The sequence below is a fragment of the Mycobacterium sp. NPDC003323 genome (assembly GCF_053589535.1).
Window position 1 is genome coordinate 199,141 of sequence record NZ_JBSFSB010000008.1, and the last position, 20,266, is coordinate 219,406.

Sequence of the window (20,266 nt, forward strand, 5' to 3'; positions counted from 1 at the left end):
AACCCCAGCTCAGCCCCGACGCAATCGCGGCGATCACCACCGCCCAGCATCTCGCCACCGAGATGGACGACGAGTACGTCTCCACCGAGCACCTGCTGGTCGGCCTGGCCACCGGGGACGGTGAGATCGCCAAAGTGTTCACCGGGGCCGGCGCGTCCCCGCAGGCGCTGCGCGAGGCCTTCGTCAAGGTCCGCGGCAGTGCGCGGGTGACCAGCCCCGACCCCGAGGGCACCTATCAGGCGTTGGAGAAGTACTCCACCGACCTGACCGCGCGGGCTCGCGAGGGCAAGCTCGACCCGGTGATCGGCCGCGACAACGAGATCCGTCGCGTGGTGCAGGTGCTGAGCCGCCGCACCAAGAACAACCCGGTGCTCATCGGCGAACCCGGCGTCGGCAAGACCGCCATCGTCGAGGGCCTGGCCCAGCGCATCGTGGCCGGGGACGTCCCGGAGTCGTTGCGGGACAAGACCGTTGTCTCCCTCGACCTCGGATCGATGGTGGCCGGCGCCAAGTACCGCGGTGAATTCGAGGAACGCCTCAAGGCCGTCCTCGACGACATCAAGAACTCCGCCGGTCAGGTCATCACGTTCATCGACGAGCTGCACACCATCGTCGGCGCCGGGGCCACCGGCGAATCGGCGATGGACGCCGGCAACATGATCAAGCCGATGCTGGCCCGCGGCGAACTGCGGCTGGTCGGTGCCACCACGCTCGACGAGTACCGCAAATACATCGAGAAGGACGCCGCCCTGGAGCGTCGCTTCCAGCAGGTGCTGGTCGGCGAACCCTCCGTCGAGGACACCGTCGGCATCCTGCGCGGCCTCAAGGACCGCTACGAGGTGCACCACGGTGTGCGTATCACCGACTCCGCACTGGTCGCCGCAGCCACCCTCAGTGACCGCTACATCACCAGCCGGTTCCTGCCGGACAAGGCCATCGACCTGGTCGACGAGGCCGGCTCCCGGCTGCGGATGGAGATCGATTCGCGTCCCGTCGAGATCGACGAGGTCGAGCGGCTGGTCCGCCGCCTGGAGATCGAGGAGATGGCGCTGGCCAAGGAGGAGGACGACGCCTCCAAGGACCGGCTGGACAAGCTGCGCGCCGAACTGGCCGACAAGAAGGAACACCTTTCCGAGCTGACCACCCGGTGGCAGAACGAGAAGGGCGCCATCGACGTGGTGCGCGAGCTCAAGGAACAGCTGGAGACCCTGCGTGGCGAGGCCGACCGGGCCGAGCGCGACGGCGACCTGGCCAAGGCCTCCGAGCTGCGCTACGGCCGCATCCCCGAAGTGGAGAAGAAGCTCGACGCCGCGCTGCCGGTCGCCGAGGCCCGCGAGAACGTGATGCTCAAGGAGGAGGTCGGACCCGACGACATCGCCGAGGTGGTGGAGGCCTGGACCGGCATCCCCGCCGGACGCATGCTCGAAGGCGAGACCGCCAAGCTGCTGCGCATGGAGGAGGAGCTGGGCAAGCGCGTCATCGGACAACGCTCCGCGGTGCAGGCCGTCAGTGACGCGGTCCGCCGGGCCCGGGCCGGCGTCGCCGACCCGAACCGGCCGACGGGCTCGTTCATGTTCCTCGGCCCGACCGGTGTCGGTAAGACCGAGCTGGCCAAGGCGCTGGCCGAGTTCCTCTTCGACGACGAGCGCGCCATGGTCCGCATCGACATGAGCGAGTACGGGGAGAAGCACTCCGTCGCGCGCCTGGTCGGCGCCCCTCCGGGGTACATCGGTTACGACGCCGGCGGTCAGCTGACCGAGGCGGTGCGTCGCCGTCCGTACACGGTGGTGCTGTTCGACGAGATCGAAAAGGCCCACCCGGACGTATTCGACGTGTTGCTGCAGGTGCTCGACGAGGGCCGGCTGACCGACGGTCAGGGCCGCACGGTCGACTTCCGCAACACCATCCTCATCCTGACGTCCAACCTGGGCGCCGGCGGCACCGAGGAGCAGGTGATGGCGGCGGTGCGCTCGGCGTTCAAGCCGGAGTTCATCAACCGTCTCGACGATGTGCTGATGTTCGACGCGCTGAACCCGGCGGAGCTGGTGTCCATCGTCGACATCCAGCTGGCCCAGCTGCAGAAGCGGCTGGCGCAGCGCCGGCTGACGCTGGAGGTGTCGCTGCCTGCCAAGCAGTGGCTGGCCGAGCGCGGTTTCGACCCGCTCTACGGCGCCCGCCCGCTGCGCCGGCTGGTGCAGCAGGCCATCGGCGACCAGCTGGCCAAGATGCTGCTCGCCGGTGAGGTGCACGACGGCGACGTCGTGCCGGTCAACGTCAACGCCGAAGGCGACGGCCTGGTGCTGGGCTGATCTACTCGATGACCGGAACCAGCAGTCGCGCTGGGTGATCCGGACCCCAGTGCAGCGTGCATGTTCCCCGCGGCCCACTCTCGTAGGCCGCGGGGAACTGTCCTGTCAGGGGGTTGCGCGGCCACAGCCAGCGGCCCGCGACGACCAGGCGTAGTCGGTCGCCGGCCCGGAACATGGTGGACGACGGACCGAGCGGAATGTCCACCTGCGCAATCTGGCCGGGGCGTAACGGTTCTCGCTGCTCGAATAACTGCACCGGCGCGAAAGGTGTTGAAGCGTCGGGATCCAGCGCGCGCAGGGACGCCCGCAGCCATCCGGTGCTGACCCGATCGCGGCCGAACCCGTATGACCCCTCGAAGGGCACATACTCGGTGCCGCGCCACTTTTCGACCCCGACATAGAGGTCGACGTCATCGGCGCCGTCCACCGAGATGAACGCCCGCAGCGTCATCGGACCGGTGATCTCGGTGTCCTCGGTGAACGTCCATCCCGTGCGCATGCCGCCGGTGCGCATGTCGAAGGCGAAAGATCCCGCACCGGGGAACGGCAACTCCGTCCACCGCGTCGACGTCAGCGGCCACGCCGATTCCTCGCGCACCTCGGCGACCACATCGCGGCTCTCGCGCACCTCCAGTCGCACCGGCGGCAGCGCCGCGGCGCCGGTTCCGCGCAGGTGCCGGTCCAGGAACTCCCGCTGCGCACGGCGCGCATCATCGCTGTAGAACGTCGCCCATTTGCCGCTGCGATGGGTGTAGAGGTGCCGCTCGACCGAACCGATCCCGGCGAAGCCCCGGAAGCTGCCGCGGGTGTGCAGATTGTTGTCGGAGAAGCTCGCGCAGATCAGCGCGGGCACGTCGATGCGGCGCAGGTCGGGCGTGACCGAACGCCAGAAATCGTCCCGCAGCGGATGCGCACCGTTGCGGGCCGCCACCGAAAAGGTGAGCCGATTGGCCTTCAGCCCGCGTGACCACAGCCGGACGAAACCCTGCTCACGGATGCCGCCGGGCCGCAGCAGGTCCCGATACGGGTCGGTCATGCCCTCCCACGGCACGATCGCGCACAGGTGCGGCGGGCGCTGCGCCGCGCCTTCCCACTGCGAGATGGCCAGGTAGGAGACCCCGAGCATGCCCACTCGGCCGGTGCTCCACGGTTGGGTGCCCGCCCACTCGACGATGTCGTACACATCGCGGCCCTCCGCGACCGACAGGAGGTCCCCGACCCCGTCGGAGCTGCCCGAGCCGCGCAGGTCGGCGTTGACCACCGCGTAACCCTGGGCCGTCCACCACGCCGGATCGGGTGCTTCCCAGCTGGTCAGCGTCGAGAATCGGACAGGCCCGGTCTGGCGCAGCATCCGGTACTGCAGCGAAAAGGCGTAGCCGCGGCGCTTGCGCCGCGGCAGGTTGTCCTTGCCGTACGGGTGCGCGCAGACCAGCACCGGGACCGGTCCGTCACCCGGCGGGCGGTACACATTGGCCCGCAGCACCTTGCCGTCGCGCAGCGTGATGGCCGCATCCGTGGTGACCTGAACGGATCCCGCCGCCGCCTCGAAGACCCGCACCGGCGGCCGCCGGATGCCGCGCAACCGTTCGATGGCATACCGGGCGGCGCCCGGCCGTCGCCATGGTCGGTCAGCGCTGGGGGTCTCGGGCACCGGACTGGTCACGGCGCACAGTATTCACTGGTGAGAGATTGTGACCACTTCGAGTTCTGGCCAAACGGCTCCCAGCAAGTACGCTGAGGGCAATGGTTCCTCTCTGGTTCACGCTGTCCGCACTCTGCTTCGTGGGTGCGGCGGTGCTGTTGTACGTGGATATCGACCGTCGGCGGGGTCTCGGCCGGCGGCGTAAGTCGTGGGCGAAGTCGCACGGATTCGACTACGAACACGAATCTGGCGACATCCTGAGCCGCTGGAAGCGCGGCGTGATGTCCACCGTCGGTGACAGCGCGCATGCCCGCAACGTGGTGCTCGGTCAGATCCGCGGCGAGGCCGTGTTCATCTTCGATCTCGACGATGTGGCCACCGTGATCGCCCTGCACCGCAAGGTCGGCACCAATGTGGTCGTCGACCTGCGACTCAAGGACATCAAGGAGCCCCGCGAGAGCGATATCTGGCTGCTCGGCGCGATCGGCCCCCGCATGGTGTACTCCACCAACCTCGACGCCGCGCGCCGCGCCTGCGACCGCCGCATGGTGACGTTCGCCCACACCGCGCCGGACTGCGCCGAGATCATGTGGAACGAGCAGAACTGGACGTTGGTGGCCATGCCGATCACCAGCACCCGCGCCCAATGGGATGAGGGTCTGCGCACCGTCCGCCAATTCAATGACCTGCTGCGGGTGCTGCCGCCGGTGCAGCAACCCGGGCACAGCGGTGCCCGCGCCGGCCAGCCCGCGCTGGCCCGCCGCAGCGGTTCCCCGAGCCGCCCGTTGATCCCGCGTCCCGCCGAGCTGCCCGCCGGTCGCGGCGACCTGCCGCCCGGGCGTGGCGACGTGGGCCGCTACACCCAGCAGCGCCCGCCGGTGCACCAGCCCCGCCAGGCGCCGCACTACCAGCGGTAGATGCAGGTACTGATCACCGGTCCGACCTCCGGTCTCGGTGCGGGATTCGCCCGTCGCTACGCCGCCGACGGTCACGACCTGATCCTGGTGGCCCGCGACGCGGTCCGGCTGAACACGCTGGCCGCCGAACTCGGCGATCACCACGGTGTCTCGGTGGAGGTGATCTGCGCCGATCTCGCCGAGCAGGCCGGCCGCGACGCCGTCTGCGACCGCCTGCGCGACGGCGTGCAGGTTTTGGTCAACAACGCCGGCTTCGGCACCTCCGGGGAGTTCTGGACCGCCGACTACGCGCTGCTGCAGTCCCAGCTCGACGTCAACGTCACCGCCGTCATGGCGCTGACCCACGCCGCGTTGCCGGCGATGCTGGCGGCCGGCACCGGCACCGTCATCAACGTGGCCAGCGTTGCCGGGCTGATGCCGGGCCGCGGCTCCACCTACTCGGCCTCCAAGGCCTGGGTGATCGCCTTCTCCGAGGGACTGGCCAACGGTCTGGGAGGCACCGGCGTCGGCGTGCACGCCCTGTGCCCCGGATTCGTGCGCACGGAGTTCCACGAGCGCGCCGGCATCGACATGGCCGGCACCCCGTCCTGGTTCTGGCTCGAGGTCGACGATGTCGTCAGCGACACCCTGACCGAGGTCGCGAAGGGCACCGTCGTGATTGTCCCCGGCCTGCAGTACAAGGCGCTGACCACCGGCAGCCGGCTGTTGCCGCGAACCCTGTTGCGCGGCTTGACCAAACGAGTGGGCCGCGGCCGTGAGAGAACCTGATGCGTAGGGCGTTGGCGGTGCTCGCGGCGTCGGCCCTGCTGCTGGCCGGCTGCTCGGGCGATGACGACCACAAGGGTCCCTACGGTGCGCAACAGGCCCGACTCGGCGAGGCGCAGTCACTGCTGGGCTGGAACGTCTCGGTGGCAAATCTGCGCTTCGAGGGCAATCAGGTGCTCGTCGACGTCGACGCGGCGGTCGCCGACGAGAATGCCGAGCATGTGCCCGCCGACAGCCTGCGCTTCGGGCTCTACGGCGCGCTGGCCCATCCGCTGGAGGCCAACGCCATCGGCGGCTGCGACTCGGTCACCGACCTGGACCTGCAACCGGTCACCGGCGTCGACCCCGAAAGGCTCAGCGGCACAGTGTGTCTGGGGCCGCTGCGCGACCAGAGCCAGGTGCGCGGGATCTATCTGTACTCGCCGCAGGACCGGATGCCGCAGACCACGGTGGCCTATGCGGCGGCGTTCCCGGTCGGGTTGTCCCCGACCCCAGACGTCGACACCGGTCTGGTGATCCGCTCCACCAGTGTCGACGGTTTCGCCGCCGACGGATCGCAGTTGCGCCCCGAGGCGATCGGCGACCCGAACGCCTTCACCGGCAACGGCTACATGCTGCTGGGGCTGTCGATCGACGGTCTGGCCCAGCGCTACCGCGAGGACTCCGAGAAGCGCGGCGGACCGCTGATGCTGCTGACCGGGCCGACGCTGCCCGGCAAGGGTCTGTCGCATGCCTGCTCGCTGTACGGGTCATCGCTGCTGGTGCTGCCCGACGAGAGCCGCGACGCAGTCGCCATCCGGGCCTCGATGTGCACCCAGGGTGAGATCAACGCCGCGCTGCTCTATCCGACGGTCTCGGTCGTCGGTACGCACGCCGCGCTGTGGACCACCCCCGATGACTGAGAAACCGGGTCCCACCGAATGGGGCGAATCGCCGGGAGTCGGCCCCTGGCAGGGTGATCCGCCGCCGGATCCGCGTTACGACCCCGACCTGCTGCGCGACGGTGACACCCGCAATGTCGTCGACGCCTACCGGTATTGGACCCGCGAGGCGATCATCGCCGATATCGATCAACGCAGACACGCGCTCCACATCGCGATCGAGAACTTCGGCAGCGACGCCAACATCGGCACCGTGGTGCGCACCGCCAATGCCTTCGCCGTCGACACCGTGCACATCGTCGGGCGGCGCCGCTGGAACCGGCGCGGCGCCATGGTCACCGACCGCTATCAGCGGTTGCGCCATCACGACAGCACCGCCGAACTGCTGGCCTTCGCCGCCGAAACCGGGCTCACGGTCGTGGCCGTCGACAACGTGCCCGGCTCGCGGCCGCTGGAAACGGCGGTGCTGCCGCGCGAATGCCTGCTGGTGTTCGGGCAGGAGGGCCCCGGCATCACGCCCGAGGCCAGTGCCGGAGCGGCGTTCACCGTCTCCATCGCCCAATTCGGTTCGACGCGCAGCATCAACGCCGGGGTGGCGGCCGGCATCGCCATGCACGCCTGGGTCCGCACGCATGCCGACATGGCGCAGGCCTGGTAGGGCAAAATCAAGCCCATGGTTGAGGTATGGGCGAATCGCGCAGCCAGTTCTGAGGCCGCCATCACCAAGCGGCATCTCAGACGGTTGTGGGGATTGCCCGGCACCCAGCTCGGCGTGACGGCCTGGCCGGCCGCACGCAAACAAGCCTTGTTCGGCACCTGGCACTACTGGTGGCAGGCACATCTGCTGGACTGCCTCGTCGACGCCCAGCTGCGTGACCCGCAGCCGCAGCGGCGCACCAGGATCACGCGGCAGATCCGGTCGCACCGGCTGCGCAACATGGGTCGCTGGACCAACGACTACTACGACGACATGGCCTGGCTGGCACTGGCCCTGGAGCGATCCGCTCGGCTCGTCGGCATCGGCCGCCCCAAGGCGCTGCACACCTTCGCCGAACAGTTCCTCAACGCCTGGGTGCCCGAGGACGGCGGCGGAATCCCTTGGCGCAAACAAGATCAGTTCTTCAACGCCCCCGCCAACGGCCCGGCAGGCATCTTCCTGGCCCGCCACGACCGGCTGCGGCGCGCTCAGCAGATGGCCGACTGGATCGACGACACCCTCATCGACCCGGAGACCAAGCTGGTCTTCGACGGCATCAAGGCCGGCTCTATGGTGCGTGCCCAGTACACCTACTGCCAGGGCGTCGTACTCGGCCTCGAGGTCGAACTGGCCCGCCGCACCGAGGATCCCGAACACGCCCAACGCGTGCACCGACTGGTGGCCGCCGTCGACGAACACATGACTTCCGACGGCGTCATCCGCGGCGCCGGCGGCGGCGACGGGGGACTGTTCAACGCCATCACGGCCCGCTATCTGGCGCTGGTGGCCACCGATCTGCCCGGGTCCACACCCGAGGACGAGCAGGCCCGGGCCACCGCACGCCGGATCGTGCTGGCCTCGGCACAGTCGGCCTGGGATTACCGCCAGACCGTCGACGGGCTGCCGCTGTTCGGGCCGTTCTGGGACCGCAACGCCGAGGTACCGCAGGCGGCGACCAGGGACGCACAATCCGTCGACGGTGCGGTCAACGCCTCGCAGACGCCGGAACGGGATCTGTCGGTGCAACTGTCGGGCTGGATGCTGATGGAGGTCGCCCACACCCTGGATGCCGGTGACGAGTGATCCGTCGCAAACCGACCGCCGCGCGCAGCGGCGAGAACACCGCTGCCGGCCTGCTGCTGCTGTTCACCCTGATCGCCATCCTGTGGTCCAATTCGCCCTGGGCGCATAGCTATTCGGAGTTCTGGGACACCCACGTCGGGCTGACCTTGGGCAGCCTGCACGCCGAGATGACCGTCAAACATCTGGTCAACGACGCGTTGATGACGTTCTTCTTCTTCCTGGTCGGCCTGGAGGTCAAGAGCCAGTTCGTCATCGGCGAACTGACCGACCGCTCGCGCGCGGCGGTACCGGTGCTGGCCGCGCTGGCCGGGCTGATCGTCCCGGCGCTGGTGTTCTTCCTGTTCAATCCGAGCGGCGACGACGCCCGCGCCTGGGGTGTGGTGATCTCCACCGACACCGCGTTCCTGGTCGGCGCGCTGGCCATCATCGGACCCAAGCATCCGTCGCGGCTGCGGACCTTCCTGCTGACGCTGGCCGTCGTCGACGATGTCGGAGCGCTGCTGGCGATCGCGCTGTTCTACTCCGAGCAGGTGCAGATCTGGCCGCTGGTGCTGTCCGTGGTGCTGATCGCCGCGCTGGCGGCGGTCCGGCTGCTGCCCGCCGCCCGCGGGCCCGCCTATTTCGTGCTCGGCGTCGGGCTGTGGCTGGCGTTGCTGCAGGGCGGTGTGCACCCCACCCTGGCCGGTGTCGCGGTAGCGCTGCTGATTCCGGTGTTCACCCCCGAACGGGACCGGGTGGAGGAAGCCGTCGAGATGATCGGCGCCTTCCGGCAGTCACCGAACTCCGAATACGCGCGCGAGGCGTCGCGCCGGCTGCGTGACTCGATCTCGATCAACGAGCGGCTGCAGACCGCCTTCACCCCGTACGTGTCCTATCTGATCCTGCCGGTGTTCGCGCTGGCGAATGCGGGCGTGCAATTCGACATGGACACCATCGAGATGGCCGTCGGCTCCCCGCTGACCTGGGGGATCATCGCCGGTCTGGTGGTCGGCAAGTTCGTCGGCATCACCGCCGCCACGGCGATCGTGCGGGCCACCGGGATCGGCGCGCTCGCGCCGGGGCTCACGCTGCGCCGGGTCGCCGGCGGGGCCGCGCTGTCTGGGATCGGGTTCACCATCTCGCTGTTCATCGTCGACATCGCGATCACCGATCCGGTCAGCCAGGATCTGGCCCGCGTCGGTGTGCTGGTGGCCTCGGTGGTGGCGTTCGTCTTCGGCTGGGTGCTGTTCGCGGTGACCGACCGGATCAGCCCGCCGGTCGCGGTCGGTGCCACCCTGCTGCGCGAGGTCGACCCCGAGCGCGACCACATCGCCGGCAACCCCAACGCCGAACTCACGCTGGTCGAGTACGCCGACTTCGAATGCCCGTTCTGCAGCCGCGCGACGGGGTCCATCGACGAGGTGCGGGCGCATTTCGGGGACCGGCTGCGCTATGTGTGGCGGCACCTGCCGTTGGAGCGGGTGCACCCGCATTCGGTGGACGCCGCCCGCGCGGCCGAGGCGGCCGCGCTGCAGGGCCGGTTCTTCGAGATGGGCGCGCGGATGTTCGAGATGCAGGACCACCTGGAGTGGCAGCACATCTACCGCTACGCCGACGGCGTCGGCTGCGATATCCGCAAGTTCGACGAGGACCTGCAATCGGCCAAGGTGATGCACCGGGTGACCGACGATATGGAGGACGCCGAGCTGATGGACCTGGGCGGCACGCCGACGTTCTTCGTCAACGGCGTGCGGCACACCGGCCCGTACGACTCGGCCAGCCTGATCCGGGCGCTGGAGGCCTAACCCTGCTCGGCCAGCGGACCCTCGCCGGCATCCTTGACGGCCTTGCGGCGCTTGTACCACTCGATGGCGATCGGCAGCACCGAGAGGACGACGATGCCGATGACGATCGGCTCGAGCAGTTTCTGGATGATCTCGAAACGGCCCAGCCAGTAACCCAGCAGCGTCAGACCGCAGCCCCAGACGATGGCGCCGACGGCGTTGTACAGCGTGAACACCGCGTAGTTCATCTTGGCCGCGCCGGCGGTGATGGGCGCCAGGGTGCGCACGATCGGCACGAACCGGGCGATGACGATGGCGAACGGGCCGCGCTGCTCGAAGAACACGTGCGCTTCGTCGAGGTACTTCTGCTTCAGGAACCGCGCGTTGGGCTTGAACATGGCCGTACCGACATTGCGGCCGATCCAGTAGCCCACCTGGGCGCCGAGCACCGCAGCGATCGGGATGAACAGCAGCAGCTGCCACAGCTGGAAGTTCACCGTGGCGACATTGCCCTCGGCCGACTCCGCGGCGATACCGGCGGCCAGCATGCCCGCCACGAACAGCAGCGAGTCACCGGGCAGGATCGGGAACAGCACCCCGGATTCGACGAAGACGACCACGAGCAGGCCGATCAGCGCCCAGGTACCGAAGTAACTGAGCAGGTTGATCGGATCCATGAAATCCGGCATGAGTGCCAGGTGGGTGACCGTCATGAGGTTTGAAGATACCGGCTGTCGCTCACGGACAGGCCACGGCGATCCGGTAGCCGGAGTCGACGATGCGCGCCGGATTCGACGAGTCGGTGCCGCTGCCGGACCCCGTGACGATCAGCGTGGGCCCGTTGCGCAGCGCGGTCGGCGTGCGTGCGGCCGCTCCGGCGGCGCTGACGTCGGACGAATAGGCCAGCGCGACCCCGCCGACGTCACCGATGCTCACCGACCGCACCGCAGGCATGTCGTCATCGGTCACGATCAGGGTCACCCCCAGCAGGGCGTCACCGACGCTGATGGTGGTCAGTCCGTCCTCGGTGTCGCAGGCCACCGGCCCGGTCGGGCCGAGATCGCCGTTGACGATGACCTGGGCGCGCCCGCGCGGTACCGAATCGGTCGGCATCGGCGGTTCCGGTGAGGCCGGGGCCGGGACGGGGATCTGGGTCGGTGCCGGCGCTGCGGCGCAACCGGTGGCCAACGCCGCGACCAGGATCAGGACCGCCGGGGCGCGCATTTCCCAAACGCTAATCGGTCTAGGCGGTATCCGCCCTGCCGGACACATTCGGTTCTTGACATACTGCCTGGGAAAGCGCACGCGAGCCAGGAGGAAGTCCATGCCCATCGCCACGCCCGAGGTCTACGCCGAGATGCTCGGCCGTGCCAAGGAGCACTCGTTCGCCTTCCCGGCGATCAACTGCACCTCCTCGGAGACCATCAACGCTGCGATCAAGGGTTTCGCGGATGCCGGCAGCGACGGCATCATCCAGTTCTCCACCGGCGGTGCCGAATTCGGTTCCGGCCTGGGTGTGAAGGACATGGTCACCGGTGCCACGGCGCTGGCCGAGTTCGCCCATGTGGTCGCCGCCAAGTACGACATCACCGTTGCGCTGCACACCGACCACTGCCCCAAGGACAAGCTGGACGGCTTCGTGCGCCCGCTGCTGGCCATCTCTGCCGAGCGGGTCAAGAACGGGCAGAATCCGCTCTTCCAGTCGCACATGTGGGACGGCTCGGCGGTCCCGATCGACGAGAACCTGGAAATCGCCAAGGAACTGCTGAAGCTGTCGGCCGAGGCCAAGATCATCCTGGAGATCGAGATCGGCGTCGTCGGCGGTGAAGAGGACGGCGTCGAGAACGCCATCAACGACAAGCTCTACACCACGTCCGAGGACTTCGAGAAGACCATCGACGCGCTGGGCACCGGTGAGCACGGCAAGTACCTGCTGGCCGCCACCTTCGGCAACGTGCACGGCGTGTACAAGCCGGGCAACGTCAAGCTGCGTCCCGAGGTGCTGGCCGAGGGCCAGAAGGTGGCCGCGGCGAAGCTGGGCCTGTCCGGTGACGCCAAGCCGTTCGACTTCGTCTTCCACGGTGGTTCGGGCTCGCTGAAGTCCGAGATCGAGGACTCGCTGCGCTACGGCGTGGTGAAGATGAACGTCGACACCGACACCCAGTACGCCTTCAGCCGGCCGGTCGCCGGTCACATGTTCGCCAACTACGACGGCGTGCTGAAGATCGACGGCGAGGTCGGCAACAAGAAGGTCTACGACCCGCGCAGCTACCTGAAGAAGGCCGAGGCCGGGATGACCGAACGCGTCATCGAGGCGTGCAACGACCTGCACAGTGCAGGCCGCAGCGTGTCAGCCGGCTAGTTCTTCTCGTCCGGGTCCCAATCGCCCGGCAGCATCGGGCTGACCGCCGAGCCGCCGAATTGATCGGTGTGCACGGTGGTCAGCCCTTTTGCGTCGATACCGCTGCGCTGTGAGGTGCCGATCCACGGCCGGGGCTGCGCGGGTTCCTGCGGCTCCTCTTCGGGCTCGTAGTCGGCGTAGGCGTCGGCATAGGAGCGGTCCTCGATCACGGCGGCCTTCTTGCGTCGACGCCGTCGCTGCGCGGCCGATGTCGCGGCGACCCCCGCGGCGGCGGCCGGGATGCCCGACGCGGGCGCCTGGGCTGCGGTCTTGTCGCGCAGGGTCGGGGTGAATCCTTCTCCGGGATCGCGCCCGGCCACCGCATAGGGCACCAGCGGAGCCGCGGCCGCCGTGGCCGGGGACGCGGGTGCGGCGGCCGACGCCGACCCGGCCGGAGCACCCGCCGCCGTCGTCGCCGGAGCGCCGCCGGCCGGGATTGCGGCCGGGGTGGGCTGCTGCTGGTCGGCCTGCGGCTGCGGGGCCGGGTCGCTGAGCACCAGCGGCGGCAGGTCCATCAGCTTCATCAGTTCGGTGAGCTGGTAGACGATCACCCCGATGACGATGCCCAGGACGGCGCCGGCCGCATAGAACGGCAGCAGGAACAGCTGTGGGTAGGTGGTCAGCGCGCCGACCCAGGAGATCGCCTGGTAGGCGACCGCCGCCAGGAACGGACCCCAGGTCTGCAGCGCGGCCGCCGGGTTGGTCAGGAAGTCGCGGACCAGCTGGATCGAGTTGCCCAGCGGATCCTGCAGGAAGTCCAGCAGCAGATCCCCGCCCGGGATCGAATCGAAGTATCCGCTCAGGGCATCGGCCAGCGCATCGGAGGAGTTCAACGCGGCCGAGGCGTCGGCGGCCTGCGGCGCGGCCGCCAGCTGCATGAAGGTGGCGGCCTCACCGACACCCGGGATGACGATCGGCGGGGGCGGGGCGCTGGTCGGCGTGGTGGCGACCGCGGCGCCGGCCACGGCCTGATAGGTGCTCATGGTGGTGGCGGCCTGCACCCACATCCGGGCGTAGTCGGCCTCGTTGACCGCGATCGGGATGGTGTTGATCCCGAAGAAGTTGGTCGCCAACAGTGCGGCGCGGGTGGTGTGGTTGAGCGCGATCTCGGGCAGAGTCGGCATGGTCGCCAGGGCGGCGGCGTGCGCGGCCGCGGCGGTCTCGTGCCGCGCGGCGGTGGCGGCACTGTTGGCACCTGCCTGGGCCAGCCACGCCAGATACGGCGTGTGCGCGGCGACGTACTGCTCGGCACTGGGTCCCTGCCAGGACCCCGCCTGCACGGTGCCCAGCGTCTGGGACAGTTCGGCGGCCGCGGCCGCGTATTCGACGCTGAGCGAATGCCATGCCGCCGCGGCGGCGAGCAGCGGACCGGAACCGGGGCCGCTGCTCAACAACGCCGAATGAACTTCTGGGGGCAGCGCCATCCACAACACGAAACCCACTCTTACACAAGCAGAATCAGTGTGACTTCCCTACACATTGCAAACGCAATGACCGTAATCGTGCGTGCGGGTCGCCGAACTTTTCCGGCCGGTCAGCCGTTCTGGCAGATCTTCCACTGGTCATCGCGGAAGTGCAGATCGAAACTGCGGGTCGAGCGGGTCTGCGGCGCATAGGCCATGAACGAGGTGACGTTGGCTTCGGCGTGGTCGTCGACAACCACCACCTCGTCGATGCTGGCCACCACCGGGTACTGCTTGGCGGCCGCCACCCGGCGGTGCGTCTCGGCCCAGGCGTTGTCGTCGTAACGCACATAGCTCTCGCGGGTGGCGCCGCAGGTCATGCCACGCAGCGCGGCCAGGTCACCGTTCTGGATGGCGACGTCGAAGCTCTCGATGGTGGAGCGGACCTGATCCTCCTGGGATGCCGCGCCGGCGCTGCCGCGGGTCAGCAGTACGGTGCCCAGGATGGCCACCGCCGCCAGGGCCGCGATCACCAGGACCACCGCGATGACCCATCCCCAGCTGCGTCGCCGGGACGGCGGCTTGGGCGCGTCATCCCGCGGTGGGATCACCTGCGGGGCGGCGGCTTTGGAGGTGTCGATCATCTCGGTGGGCTCGCCCGCGGCGAAGATCTCGGTCGGGGGTTCGGGCACCGACTGGATGATCTGGGTGGAACCGTCGAAACCGGACGGCGCGGTGAAGCGGCGCTCGGACGAGTCCTCGCCCTCGGGTGCGTCCGTGCCGAGCTGCTTGCCGTCCTCGGGTTCTGTTGGGTTCGACATCCCTACTGCAGTCCTCCCTCGCGAACGCTTGCCGCAAGCCTAATCACTGGCGGCATATCCCCGCACGGCACAATAGGCCCATGACGCGTATGGGCGACCTTCTGGGGCCAGATCCGGTATTGCTGCCGGGTGACACCGAGGCGGAGGCGGATCTCGCCGCCGGTGAGCAACCCGCCAACGTCGCGGCCGAACATCCGAGCGCATCGGTGGCCTGGGCGGCGCTGGCCGAGGCGTCGCTGGCCGAGGATCAGCCCGTCACCGCCTACGCCTATGCCCGCACCGGCTACCACCGCGGGCTGGACCAGTTGCGGCGCAACGGCTGGAAGGGATTCGGGCCGGTGCCGTATTCGCACGAACCCAACCGCGGCTTCCTGCGCTGCGTGGCGGCGCTGGCCCGGGCCGCGCAGATCATCGGGGAGACCCCGGAGTACGCCCGGTGCCTGGATCTGCTGGACGATTGCGATCCCGGCGCGCGGGCGGCGCTCGGCCTGGCCTAACAGCCTTTCGCCCCGCAATCGCCCTCGGCGGGTTCCACCTGGACGGTGGCATGTTCCAGGCCGCGGGCGGCCAGCACCGCCTGCGCGGCGACCAGCACCCGGGCGGTGTCCGAGCTGCTGGTCAGGTGCGCGGTGGCCATGTCCTTACCGGGCACCAGCGTCCACACGTGCAGGTCGTGCACGCCGGTGACGCCGTCGACCTTCTCCAGCGCCGTGCGCAGCTCGTCGACGTCGATATGCCGCGGTGAGGACTCGCTCAGGATCCGCAGCGCGGCGCGGGCCAGGGCGAAGGCGCGCGGCAGCACCCACAGCGCGACCAGGACGGCGACGACGACGTCGGCGTACGGCCAGCCTGTGGTGACGGTGACGATGCCGGCAATCAGGACGCCGATGCTGCCGACGGTGTCGGCCACGACCTCCATGTAAGCGCCCTTGACTGCCAGGCTGTGCTCGGAATCCGAGCGCAGCAGCACGACGACGATGGCATTGGCCAGCAGACCGGCCAGGGCGACCACGATCAGCGGGACGCCCGGCACCTCCGGAGCATCGCCGAAACGTTCGAACGCCTCGTACAGGATGAAGCCGGCGACGCCGAGCAGTAGTGCGGCGTTGGCGACGGCGGTGAACACCTCCGCGCGGTGCCAACCGTAGGTGCGTGCGGGCGAGGTGGAGCCGCGCCGGGCCAGCAGCACCGCGGTCAGGCCCATGAACATGGCGACCAGGTCGGTGAGCATGTGCCCGGCATCGGCGAGCAGGGCGATCGAGTTGATGCTCAGCGCGGTGACGAGTTCGACCACGAAGAACGTGGCCAGGATCGACGCGCCGATGATCATCCGGCCGACGCGCGTGTCACCGCGTCCGTGGCTGTGGTCATGTCCGGCACCCATAGGGCCGAATATATGCGGAAGTACGCATATGTCGCAAGAGCGTTACAGCCAGGCGGACCAGAACCTGGTCAACCCGCCGCCGACGGACACCAGCTGATCCGAGACGCCCGACAGTTCCACGAACCAGAACACCGCACCGAAGAACAGCGCGTTGAGCTGCGGAACCAGCAGCACGATCAGCAGGATCAGGAAGCCCCAGCCCTTGGCGGGCTCCAGCGCGCGTTGGGTCTCGGGCTTGAGGTGCGGTTCCAGCGCGTTGTAGCCGTCCAGGCCGGGGATCGGCAGCAGGTTCAACAGCAAGGCGGTCACCTGAAGGAACCCCAGGAACGCCAGGCCCGCCCAGAACACCGCGCGTTCCGGGTCGTAGAACAACGCCGTCGCGCCGAGCAGCAGCACGGCCAGCACCAGGTTCGCCGACGGTCCGGCCAGGCTGACCTGGGTGCGCTGGCGGGCGGTCATCCACGAGGTGTGCAGGTACACCGCGCCGCCGGGCAACCCGATACCGCCGATGGCGATGAACAGCATGGGCAGGCCCAGCGAGAGCAACGGGTTGGCGTACTTCAGCGGGTTCAGCGTCAGGTAACCGCGAACCTCCACGTTGTGGTCGCCGAAGCGCCAGGCGGTGTAGGCGTGTCCGAACTCGTGCAGGCACAGCGAGACCAGCCAGCCTGCGATCACCAGGACGAACACTGCCGCGTAGGACAGCGGTTCGACCCGATCCGCACAGAACCAGGCGCCGACGCCGCCGGCCGCGGTCAGCGCGACAATCGCCAGGAAGATGGGGCTGGGGCGCACCGATTGGCGCAACGGCCTGATGTTCACGTCCCGACGCTACCTACCGCACCGATAACCAGCCCTGCGTGTGCCGGTAGAACGTCGACCGTCTGACGGTTTTGGTGCTCCGTTCGCCGTCGCGCACCACGAACGCGCCGGGCGTGCCCAATTGTGCCGCCCGCCCGGTGACCCACCGACCCGGCCGCATTCGCGGTGACAGCACGGCGGCGCGCACACCCGGCTGGTCGGCGATCGGCTCGACGCGGACCGCGGTCACCTCGCCGTCGAACAGCACGGTGTCGTCGACCACGGCCTCCCCGGTCAGCGGTGCGTCCGCGCCGATCCACACCGCCGCTCCGACGATCACCGACCCGGTCTCGTCCCTGATCAGCGGAATCCGGGTCGCTACGCCGGTCAGCGCCCTGCGCGCCTGCCAGGATCGGCGCACGTACGCGACCTCGACATCCAGGCGGTCTGCGCGCAGCAGCTGCTTGAGCACCGAGGCCAGATCCTGGTCCGCGCCGACCACGACGAGGCGCCGGCAATCGGCGCTCTGGTCGAGCGAAATGGTGGGCAGTCCACGCAGCGCGCGGGGCATCCGTCGCCCACCGAACAGCAAAACGCCCACGTCATGTGTGGCCAACGCAACTCCTCACGCGTCGCTCGGATAGGGTGGATCACCGGCTGCATCACATTTGAGCAGGAGACTCAGGAGACAATGCCATGCCGGCAATCGTGCTCATCGGCGCCCAGTGGGGCGATGAGGGCAAAGGTAAGGCCACCGATCTACTCGGTGGACGTGTGCAATGGGTAGTTCGCTACCAGGGCGGTAACAACGCGGGTCACACCGTGGTGTTGCCGACCGGGGAGAACTTCGCACTGCACCTCATCCCCTCGGGCATCCTCACCCCGGGTGTCACCAACGTCATCGGCAACGGTGTGGTGGTGGATCCGGGCGTCCTGCTCAAGGAGCTTTCCGGGCTGGAGGAGCGCGGGGTCGACACCTCGGGGCTGCTCATCTCGGCCGACGCGCACCTGCTCATGCCGTATCACGTCGCCATCGACAAGGTGACCGAGCGGTACATGGGCAGCAAGAAGATCGGCACCACCGGCCGCGGTATCGGTCCCTGCTATCAGGACAAGATCGCGCGCATCGGCATCCGGGTCGCCGACGTGCTCGACGAGGAGCTGCTGGCCGCCAAGATCGAGGCCGCGCTGGACTTCAAGAACCAGGTGCTGGTCAAGATCTACAACCGCAAGGCACTTGAGCCGGCCGAGGTCGTGGAGAACCTGCTGACCCAGGCCGAGGGCTTCAAGCACCGCATCGCCGATGCCCGGCTGCTGCTCAACCAGGCCCTCGAGGACGGTCAGACCGTCCTGCTGGAGGGCTCGCAGGGCACCCTGCTCGACGTGGACCACGGGACCTATCCGTTCGTGACGTCGTCCAACCCGACCGCCGGCGGTGCGTCGGTGGGCTCGGGTATCGGGCCCACCCGCATCACCACGGTGCTGGGCATCCTGAAGGCGTACACCACCCGGGTCGGCTCGGGCCCATTCCCCACCGAGCTGTTCGACGAGCACGGGGCGTATCTGGCCAAGACCGGCGGCGAGGTCGGCGTGACCACCGGGCGTGCGCGGCGCTGCGGCTGGTTCGACGCCGTGATCGCCCGCTATGCCACCCGCGTCAACGGCATCACCGACTACTTCCTGACCAAGCTCGACGTGCTGTCCAGCCTGGAGACGGTGCCGGTGTGCGTCGGCTACACCGTGAACGGCAAGCGCACCGACGAGATGCCGATGACGCAGGCCGATATCGCCCGGGCCGAGCCGGTCTACGAGGAACTGCCCGGCTGGTGGGAGGACATCAGCTCGTGCCGTACCTTCGAGGAGCTGCCCGCCAACGCCCGTGACTATGTGCTTCGGCTGGAAGAGCTTGCCGGAGCCCAGGTTTCGTGCATCGGCGTGGGCCCGGGGCGGGATCAGACCATCGTGCGCCGGGATATCTTGGCGTGACGGACTTCGGACTGGATCCGCGCCGCGCCGACCCCGAGTACGACCGGCACGGTGGGTTCCCCGTGTTCGAGGCTGCCGATCCCGGCCCGGGTTTCGAACGCTTTCTGACCGCGATGCGCCGCGCCCAGGACCTGGCGGTATCGGCCGATCCGGACTCCGAAACCTGGGTTGCCGCGGCGGATCTGACCGAGCGACTGGTGGCGCTGCTGGAGCCGCATGAGGCCGGTGAGGGTGTCGGACCCGCGAACCGGGTGGTGAGTCTGCCCGGCGCCGGAAGCCTGCTGATGCCGCCGTGGCATGTGACCAAGTTCGAGTCCGACGGCGTGGAGCTGACGGTGCAGTTCAGCCGGTATCACGTCGGCGGAAACCAGGCCGTGCACGGTGGTGTGCTGCCGCTGCTGTTCGACTCGGTGTTCGGCATGGTGATCCACGCGACCGGGCGACCCATCAGCCGGACGGCGTTCCTGCATGTCGACTACCGTCGCGTCACGCCCATCGACACGCCGCTCAGAGTGCGCGGGTGGTTGCGGGAAGCCGAGGGGCGGAAGGCTTTTGTGAATGCCGAGCTGCTCGACGAGGATGACAATGTGCTGGCCGAGAGCAACGGTCTGATGATCAGACTGCTGCCGGGACAGCCGTAGTCGTGTGACCATGTCTGCGTGACCAATCGACTCACCACGCCCCGCGCCGCCGCGGTGGCCGGCGTGTTGTTCGCGCTGTTGTTCGGGACGGCACTGGTGCTGATCCGGCTGGCCTTGCCCGAGGGTGCGGAGTCGGGTGCGCAGTGGTTGGCGGAGGGCAGCACGCAGTTGGGCGTTGCCGCGAAGCTGATGCCCTTCGCCGGGATCGCCTTCCTGTGGTTCATGGGTGTCGTCCGCGATGGGCTGGGCCGGTATGAGGACAAGTTCTTCTCGACGGTGTTCATCGGCAGCGGATTGTTGTTCCTGGCCATGATGTTCCTGGCGGCCGGGATCGGTGCCGGGCTGGAACGCAGTGGCGCAGCGGTGGATCCGGACGTCGCGGTGTTCGGTCAGATGGTGCTGTTGACGGTGTCCAAGACGTATGCCCTCCGGGTGGCTGCGGTGTTCATGATGTCGCTGGCAACCATCTGGCTCAAGACCAAGCTCATGCCGCGTTGGCTGGTGATCGTGACTTACGTTGCGGCGGTGGGGCTTCTGATCGCCAGTGACCTCAGCATGTGGCTGACGCTGGCCTTCCCGATCTGGGTGCTGGTGGTCAGCATGCTGCTACTGGTCCGGGCCGGAGTGATCGACCTGCACTCTTAGAAAGGCGGGTCGCCGTCGAGGGCTATCTCCAGTGCGTTGCGGACGCGTTCGGCGTTGATGCGGTATTCGCGGTCCTGTTGTCGGGTCCGCTGTCGGGTGGGCAGGGTGGGTTCGCGGGTGTCGTGGT

General features: G+C 68.6%; 20 protein-coding genes. 12 read left to right on the top strand and 8 right to left on the bottom strand.

What is annotated here, in order from left to right; translation table 11 throughout:
• Positions 1–32 precede the first annotated feature (32 nt).
• Positions 33–2,309 carry an ATP-dependent Clp protease ATP-binding subunit gene (locus tag ACWDUN_RS19490; RefSeq protein ID WP_449931577.1) on the top strand — a complete coding sequence of 759 codons (2,277 nt, stop codon included), beginning with the start codon at positions 33–35 and terminating at the stop codon, positions 2,307–2,309.
• Position 2,310: 1 nt separating this feature from the next.
• Here ACWDUN_RS19490 and ACWDUN_RS19495 read toward each other — a convergent pair whose 3' ends face one another.
• The gene (locus ACWDUN_RS19495; RefSeq protein ID WP_449931522.1) at positions 2,311–3,972 is read right to left on the bottom strand and encodes a CocE/NonD family hydrolase; all 1,662 of its coding nucleotides are present in this window, start codon (positions 3,970–3,972) and stop codon (positions 2,311–2,313) included.
• A gap of 80 nt (positions 3,973–4,052) precedes the next feature.
• On the opposite strand from ACWDUN_RS19495, the gene ttfA reads away from it, so the two are divergent.
• Genes ttfA through nhaA form a run of 6 tightly spaced genes read left to right on the top strand, consistent with a single transcriptional unit; the run spans position 4,053 to position 10,078 of the window.
• Positions 4,053–4,868: a trehalose monomycolate transport factor TtfA gene (gene ttfA / locus ACWDUN_RS19500; protein ID WP_449931524.1), complete on the top strand. Its 816-nt coding sequence runs from the start codon at positions 4,053–4,055 to the stop codon at positions 4,866–4,868.
• Positions 4,869–5,636: an SDR family NAD(P)-dependent oxidoreductase gene (locus ACWDUN_RS19505; protein WP_449931526.1), complete on the top strand. Its 768-nt coding sequence runs from the start codon at positions 4,869–4,871 to the stop codon at positions 5,634–5,636.
• Positions 5,636–6,535: a hypothetical protein gene (locus ACWDUN_RS19510; RefSeq protein WP_449931528.1), complete on the top strand. Its 900-nt coding sequence runs from the start codon at positions 5,636–5,638 to the stop codon at positions 6,533–6,535. Before ACWDUN_RS19505 ends, ACWDUN_RS19510 begins: the two co-directional genes overlap by 1 nt.
• A complete protein-coding gene (locus tag ACWDUN_RS19515; protein ID WP_449931530.1) occupies positions 6,528–7,172 on the top strand; it encodes a TrmH family RNA methyltransferase in 645 nt (214 codons plus the stop codon). The genes ACWDUN_RS19510 and ACWDUN_RS19515 overlap by 8 nt, the downstream gene beginning before the upstream one ends.
• A 15-nt stretch (positions 7,173–7,187) precedes the next feature.
• Complete coding sequence (locus tag ACWDUN_RS19520) at positions 7,188–8,294, top strand: glycoside hydrolase family 76 protein (RefSeq protein ID WP_449931532.1); 1,107 nt, start codon at positions 7,188–7,190, stop codon at positions 8,292–8,294.
• Positions 8,291–10,078: a Na+/H+ antiporter NhaA gene (gene nhaA / locus ACWDUN_RS19525; RefSeq protein WP_449931534.1), complete on the top strand. Its 1,788-nt coding sequence runs from the start codon at positions 8,291–8,293 to the stop codon at positions 10,076–10,078. The genes ACWDUN_RS19520 and nhaA overlap by 4 nt, the downstream gene beginning before the upstream one ends.
• Here nhaA and ACWDUN_RS19530 read toward each other — a convergent pair.
• Positions 10,075–10,770 (bottom strand): DedA family protein, encoded by a 696-nt coding sequence (locus ACWDUN_RS19530; RefSeq protein WP_449931536.1) that lies wholly within the window; start codon positions 10,768–10,770, stop codon positions 10,075–10,077. The two genes, nhaA and ACWDUN_RS19530, sit on opposite strands and share 4 nt — an antisense overlap.
• Before the next feature lie 25 nt (positions 10,771–10,795).
• Positions 10,796–11,281 carry a lipoprotein LpqH gene (locus ACWDUN_RS19535; RefSeq protein WP_449931538.1) on the bottom strand — a complete coding sequence of 162 codons (486 nt, stop codon included), beginning with the start codon at positions 11,279–11,281 and terminating at the stop codon, positions 10,796–10,798.
• A gap of 100 nt (positions 11,282–11,381) precedes the next feature.
• Here ACWDUN_RS19535 and fbaA point away from each other — a divergent pair, with 100 nt between their 5' ends.
• Complete coding sequence (fbaA, locus tag ACWDUN_RS19540; protein ID WP_449931540.1) at positions 11,382–12,419, top strand: class II fructose-bisphosphate aldolase; 1,038 nt, start codon at positions 11,382–11,384, stop codon at positions 12,417–12,419.
• Here the strand turns inward: fbaA and ACWDUN_RS19545 are convergent.
• Both ACWDUN_RS19545 and ACWDUN_RS19550 read right to left on the bottom strand, forming a co-directional pair.
• Positions 12,416–13,882 carry a PPE domain-containing protein gene (locus ACWDUN_RS19545; RefSeq protein WP_449931542.1) on the bottom strand — a complete coding sequence of 489 codons (1,467 nt, stop codon included), beginning with the start codon at positions 13,880–13,882 and terminating at the stop codon, positions 12,416–12,418. The genes fbaA and ACWDUN_RS19545 overlap by 4 nt on opposite strands.
• A gap of 110 nt (positions 13,883–13,992) precedes the next feature.
• Positions 13,993–14,682, bottom strand: a complete 690-nt coding sequence (locus ACWDUN_RS19550; RefSeq protein WP_449931544.1) for an Rv0361 family membrane protein — start codon at positions 14,680–14,682, stop codon at positions 13,993–13,995.
• A gap of 80 nt (positions 14,683–14,762) precedes the next feature.
• On the opposite strand from ACWDUN_RS19550, the gene ACWDUN_RS19555 reads away from it, so the two are divergent.
• Positions 14,763–15,179 carry a DUF3151 domain-containing protein gene (locus ACWDUN_RS19555; protein WP_449931546.1) on the top strand — a complete coding sequence of 139 codons (417 nt, stop codon included), beginning with the start codon at positions 14,763–14,765 and terminating at the stop codon, positions 15,177–15,179.
• On the opposite strand, the gene ACWDUN_RS19560 is transcribed toward ACWDUN_RS19555, so the two are convergent.
• Genes ACWDUN_RS19560 through ACWDUN_RS19570 form a run of 3 tightly spaced genes read right to left on the bottom strand, consistent with a single transcriptional unit; the run spans position 15,176 to position 17,438 of the window.
• Positions 15,176–16,066, bottom strand: coding sequence for a cation diffusion facilitator family transporter (locus tag ACWDUN_RS19560; protein ID WP_449931548.1), 891 nt, complete (start codon positions 16,064–16,066; stop codon positions 15,176–15,178). The two genes, ACWDUN_RS19555 and ACWDUN_RS19560, sit on opposite strands and share 4 nt — an antisense overlap.
• Before the next feature lie 42 nt (positions 16,067–16,108).
• On the bottom strand, positions 16,109–16,888 hold the full coding sequence (locus ACWDUN_RS19565; protein ID WP_449931550.1) for a site-2 protease family protein: 780 nt from the start codon (positions 16,886–16,888) through the stop codon (positions 16,109–16,111).
• 13 nt (positions 16,889–16,901) lie between these two features.
• Positions 16,902–17,438 (bottom strand): hypothetical protein, encoded by a 537-nt coding sequence (locus ACWDUN_RS19570; RefSeq protein ID WP_449931579.1) that lies wholly within the window; start codon positions 17,436–17,438, stop codon positions 16,902–16,904.
• A gap of 125 nt (positions 17,439–17,563) precedes the next feature.
• On the opposite strand from ACWDUN_RS19570, the gene ACWDUN_RS19575 reads away from it, so the two are divergent.
• Genes ACWDUN_RS19575 through ACWDUN_RS19585 form a run of 3 tightly spaced genes read left to right on the top strand, consistent with a single transcriptional unit; the run spans position 17,564 to position 20,139 of the window.
• Positions 17,564–18,853 carry an adenylosuccinate synthase gene (locus ACWDUN_RS19575; protein ID WP_449931552.1) on the top strand — a complete coding sequence of 430 codons (1,290 nt, stop codon included), beginning with the start codon at positions 17,564–17,566 and terminating at the stop codon, positions 18,851–18,853.
• The gene (locus tag ACWDUN_RS19580) at positions 18,850–19,494 is read left to right on the top strand and encodes a PaaI family thioesterase (RefSeq protein ID WP_449931554.1); all 645 of its coding nucleotides are present in this window, start codon (positions 18,850–18,852) and stop codon (positions 19,492–19,494) included. The genes ACWDUN_RS19575 and ACWDUN_RS19580 overlap by 4 nt, the downstream gene beginning before the upstream one ends.
• Before the next feature lie 18 nt (positions 19,495–19,512).
• A complete protein-coding gene (locus ACWDUN_RS19585; RefSeq protein WP_449931556.1) occupies positions 19,513–20,139 on the top strand; it encodes a hypothetical protein in 627 nt (208 codons plus the stop codon).
• The last annotated feature ends 127 nt before the right edge of the window (positions 20,140–20,266 follow it).

What these genes read in the sequence shown, in the direction of transcription:
- ttfA (WP_449931524.1), top strand. Translation starts at nt 4,053, where the DNA reads ATGGTTCCTCTCTGGTTCACGCTGTCCGCACTCTGCTTCGTGGGTGCG.
- ACWDUN_RS19505 (WP_449931526.1), top strand. Translation starts at nt 4,869, where the DNA reads ATGCAGGTACTGATCACCGGTCCGACCTCCGGTCTCGGTGCGGGATTC.
- ACWDUN_RS19510 (WP_449931528.1), top strand. Translation starts at nt 5,636, where the DNA reads ATGCGTAGGGCGTTGGCGGTGCTCGCGGCGTCGGCCCTGCTGCTGGCC.
- ACWDUN_RS19515 (WP_449931530.1), top strand. Translation starts at nt 6,528, where the DNA reads ATGACTGAGAAACCGGGTCCCACCGAATGGGGCGAATCGCCGGGAGTC.
- ACWDUN_RS19520 (WP_449931532.1), top strand. Translation starts at nt 7,188, where the DNA reads ATGGTTGAGGTATGGGCGAATCGCGCAGCCAGTTCTGAGGCCGCCATC.
- ACWDUN_RS19530 (WP_449931536.1), bottom strand. Translation starts at nt 10,770, where the DNA reads ATGACGGTCACCCACCTGGCACTCATGCCGGATTTCATGGATCCGATC.
- ACWDUN_RS19535 (WP_449931538.1), bottom strand. Translation starts at nt 11,281, where the DNA reads ATGCGCGCCCCGGCGGTCCTGATCCTGGTCGCGGCGTTGGCCACCGGT.
- fbaA (WP_449931540.1), top strand. Translation starts at nt 11,382, where the DNA reads ATGCCCATCGCCACGCCCGAGGTCTACGCCGAGATGCTCGGCCGTGCC.
- ACWDUN_RS19545 (WP_449931542.1), bottom strand. Translation starts at nt 13,882, where the DNA reads ATGGCGCTGCCCCCAGAAGTTCATTCGGCGTTGTTGAGCAGCGGCCCC.
- ACWDUN_RS19550 (WP_449931544.1), bottom strand. Translation starts at nt 14,682, where the DNA reads ATGTCGAACCCAACAGAACCCGAGGACGGCAAGCAGCTCGGCACGGAC.
- ACWDUN_RS19555 (WP_449931546.1), top strand. Translation starts at nt 14,763, where the DNA reads ATGACGCGTATGGGCGACCTTCTGGGGCCAGATCCGGTATTGCTGCCG.
- ACWDUN_RS19560 (WP_449931548.1), bottom strand. Translation starts at nt 16,066, where the DNA reads ATGGGTGCCGGACATGACCACAGCCACGGACGCGGTGACACGCGCGTC.
- ACWDUN_RS19570 (WP_449931579.1), bottom strand. Translation starts at nt 17,438, where the DNA reads ATGCCCCGCGCGCTGCGTGGACTGCCCACCATTTCGCTCGACCAGAGC.
- ACWDUN_RS19575 (WP_449931552.1), top strand. Translation starts at nt 17,564, where the DNA reads ATGCCGGCAATCGTGCTCATCGGCGCCCAGTGGGGCGATGAGGGCAAA.